Origin of the sequence: Bradyrhizobium sp. AUGA SZCCT0158 (assembly GCF_018130065.1) — a bacterium.
Taxonomy (GTDB): Bacteria; Pseudomonadota; Alphaproteobacteria; order Rhizobiales; family Xanthobacteraceae; genus Bradyrhizobium.
The window spans coordinates 1-3,116 of sequence record NZ_JAFCME010000060.1; the positions used below are offsets into that span (position 1 = coordinate 1).

2 protein-coding genes are annotated in these 3,116 nt (G+C 63.2%); one reads left to right on the forward strand and one right to left on the reverse strand.

Annotated elements, in window-relative coordinates; genetic code table 11:
• Positions 1-352: 352 nt before the first annotated feature.
• The gene (locus JQ574_RS34700; protein ID WP_212215244.1) at positions 353-1,204 is read right to left on the reverse strand and encodes an SDR family oxidoreductase; all 852 of its coding nucleotides are present in this window, start codon (positions 1,202-1,204) and stop codon (positions 353-355) included.
• A 217-nt stretch (positions 1,205-1,421) separates the two neighbouring features.
• On the opposite strand from JQ574_RS34700, the gene JQ574_RS34705 reads away from it, so the two are divergent.
• Positions 1,422-2,918: an aldehyde dehydrogenase family protein gene (locus tag JQ574_RS34705; protein WP_212215245.1), complete on the forward strand. Its 1,497-nt coding sequence runs from the start codon at positions 1,422-1,424 to the stop codon at positions 2,916-2,918.
• Positions 2,919-3,116: the final 198 nt, after the last annotated feature.

Here is a 3,116-nt window from a genome sequence, read left to right on the forward strand (position 1 = left end):
AGCCATTGCGCAGGGAAGGCCGGGTGTTCACCGCTGCCCTGTATGCTCGTGTGCAGCCTTTTTAGTGCAAACCGCACGCGGGACCGCGGGTGCAGCGCGCACCCGGTCTTCCCTGCGCCCTCTCATTGGAGGGCGGGAAGTTTCTGGCATAGCTCGGGCGTAATGCGTCGCGAGAATGCGAAACTGCGTTTGGATGACGGTGCAGATACAAACACCGCCGTCGTCCCGGCCTTGAGCCGGGACCCATACGCCGCGGCCCATCGATGAGAGCACTGGCGTTAGCGACCTTCTGCAACAATGAGCATCACGCGGTATGGGTCCCGGCTCAAGGCCGGGACGACGTCGAGTGAAATCATTCCCCCTTCACAAACCGCGCAAATGCCTCCGCATAATCCTTGTGCCAGCGCGACAGCGCCGGGCGGTTTTCGACGATATCGCCGGCGGCCCACAGCATGCGCCGTTCGTCGAGTTGCCGCGGCACGTCATTGTCGGGGCACAGGATGTAGAAATCGCCGGCATCGATGCGTTCAATCATGAAGTCGACGGTCTGCTCGGGCGTCCAGGCACCATCAGGTTTCTCGGTGCGGCCGCGGGAGGTGAGGGCGGTGAAGACGTGACCGGGGATCATCAGGTGCGCGCTGATCTGGCACCCTTCGGTGTTGCGCAGCTCATGCTGCAGCGCCTCGGTCAGTGCTTTCACCCCGGCTTTGGAGACATTGTAAGCGGGATTGCCGGGTGGCGTTGTAATGCCTTGCTTGGAGCCGGTATTGATGATGAGCCCGGGCCGTCCGCGTTCGATCATGTGCGGCGCGAAAACCTGGGTGCCGTGGATAATGCCCCAGAGGTTGACGTTCAGAATGCGCTGCCAGTTCTCCAGCGGACCGAAGCTGTTGCTGTCGGGGCCGATGCCGGCATTGTTCATCAGGATGTCGGTGCCGCCGAACCGCTTCTGCACCGCAGCTTCGAGCCTGGCGACGTCCTCAAACCGGCTGACATCCACCTCGGCGGTCATCACATCGGCGTCGCCGCCCTTGGCGACAGACGACAGTTTTGTGGCAGCCTCCGCCAGCCGCGCGGCGCCGATATCGGCAATGCAGACTTTCATGCCGAGGCCGGCGAACCGCATCGCGGCCGCCAGCCCGATGCCGGACGCGCCTCCGGTGATCACGGCGACATGATTGGTGGACATGGCAGGGTGGGGCATGCAGACTTCCTCCGGACACAAATCGGGTTACACTACTTATCAGCGCAAATCTTCATCAGGACAATATCGGCACGTACGAACCGGCATGGCAGGTCTTCATTTCCCGTCCCGCTTCCGGAGGCTCGTTCCGCTTTACGGTTCGGAGCCCGACGCTATAGTTATCCAGATATAACGATCTTCATCACAAGAACGGCTATCGATCCAAGGGAGTAAATACATGGCTGTATCACAGGCAATTCCGATCACGCGCCACCCCTATGCGGATGGTTCCTACAAGAAGATGCTGATCGACGGCCAGTGGGTCGATGCGGCCTCCGGCAAGCAGTTCGAGACCCATAACCCGGCGACCGGCGAACTGCTCGCCACGGTAGCCGAGGGCGACGCCGAGGACATCAACCGCGCGGTGGCGGCAGCCCGGCGGGCCTTCGAGGGTCCGTGGAGCAAGGTCAAGCCGTTCGAGCGGCAGAACCTGCTGTTGAAGCTCGCCGATCTCGTCGAGAAGAATTTCGAGGAGCTGTCGCAGCTCGATACGCTCGACATGGGCGCGCCGATCAGCCGCACCCGCGGCAACCGGCTGCGCGTGCTCGGCATGCTCAGGTATTATGCGGGCCAGGCCACCGCGCTGCATGGCGAGACGATCGAGAACTCGCTGCCCGGCGACATCTTCTCCTACACGCTGAAGGAGCCGGTCGGCGTCGTCGGCGCGATCATTCCCTGGAACGGCCCGCTCAGCGCCAGCGTCTGGAAGATCGGTCCGGCGATCGCGACCGGCTGCACCGTGATCCTGAAGCCGGCCGAGGAATCGCCGCTGACCTCGCTGCGGCTGGCCGAGCTCTGCATGGAGGCCGGCATCCCGCCCGGCGTCGTCAACGTGGTGCCTGGTTACGGCGAGACCGCGGGCGCGGCACTGTCCTCGCATTCCGGCGTCGACAAGGTCGCCTTCACCGGCTCGCATGTCACCGGGCAAGCCATCGTCAGGGCCTCCGCCGGCAACCTCAAGCGCGTGTCGCTGGAGCTCGGCGGCAAATCGCCGGACATCGTGTTCGCCGACGCCGACCTCGATGCGGCGGTGCCGGGCGCGGCGATGGCGGTGTTCGCCAATTCCGGCCAGATCTGCAGCGCGGGGACGCGCCTGTTCGTCGAACACAAGATCTATGACGAGTTCGTCGGCCGCGTCGCCGAATTCGGCAAGAAGCTGCAGGTCGGCAACGGCCTCGATCCCAACACCCAGATCGGACCCTTGGTGTCGGCGGAGCAGATGAAGCGCGTTTCCGGCTATCTCTCGATCGGCCAGCAGGAGGGTGCCAAGGCGCTGACCGGCGGTACGCCGCTGACCGAAGGCGCGCTGTCGAAGGGCTATTTCGTGGCGCCGACGGTGTTCGCCAACGTGCAGGACAATATGCGGATCGCGCAGGAGGAAATCTTCGGCCCGGTGATCTCGGCGATCTCGTTCAAGGACACCGACGAACTGATCGCGCGCGCCAACGCCACCACGTTCGGATTGGGCAGCGGCGTCTGGACCACCAATGTCAGCAAGGCGCACCAGGTGGCAAAATCGCTGCGCGCCGGCTCGGTCTGGGTCAACTGCTACCAGGCGATGGACCCGGCGGTGCCGTTCGGCGGCTACAAGATGAGCGGCTACGGCCGCGAGTCAGGCAAGCAGCACCTGGAAGAGTATCTCAACGTCAAGGCGGTCTGGATCAAGACGGGGTAGGGTTTACGTCGTCCCGGCCTTGAGCCGGGACCCATCCGGTCATCTGTTGTTGAAAGAAGCCGTCTCCCATTGTGCTCAATAATTACCGCTGCGGCGTATGGGTCCCGGCGAAGGCCCTAGAGCATGCACACATCTGATGTCGGGGATTCCCGAATCGGCATTTTGTGTGATTCATATTGTGACACTTCGGCTTTGGCA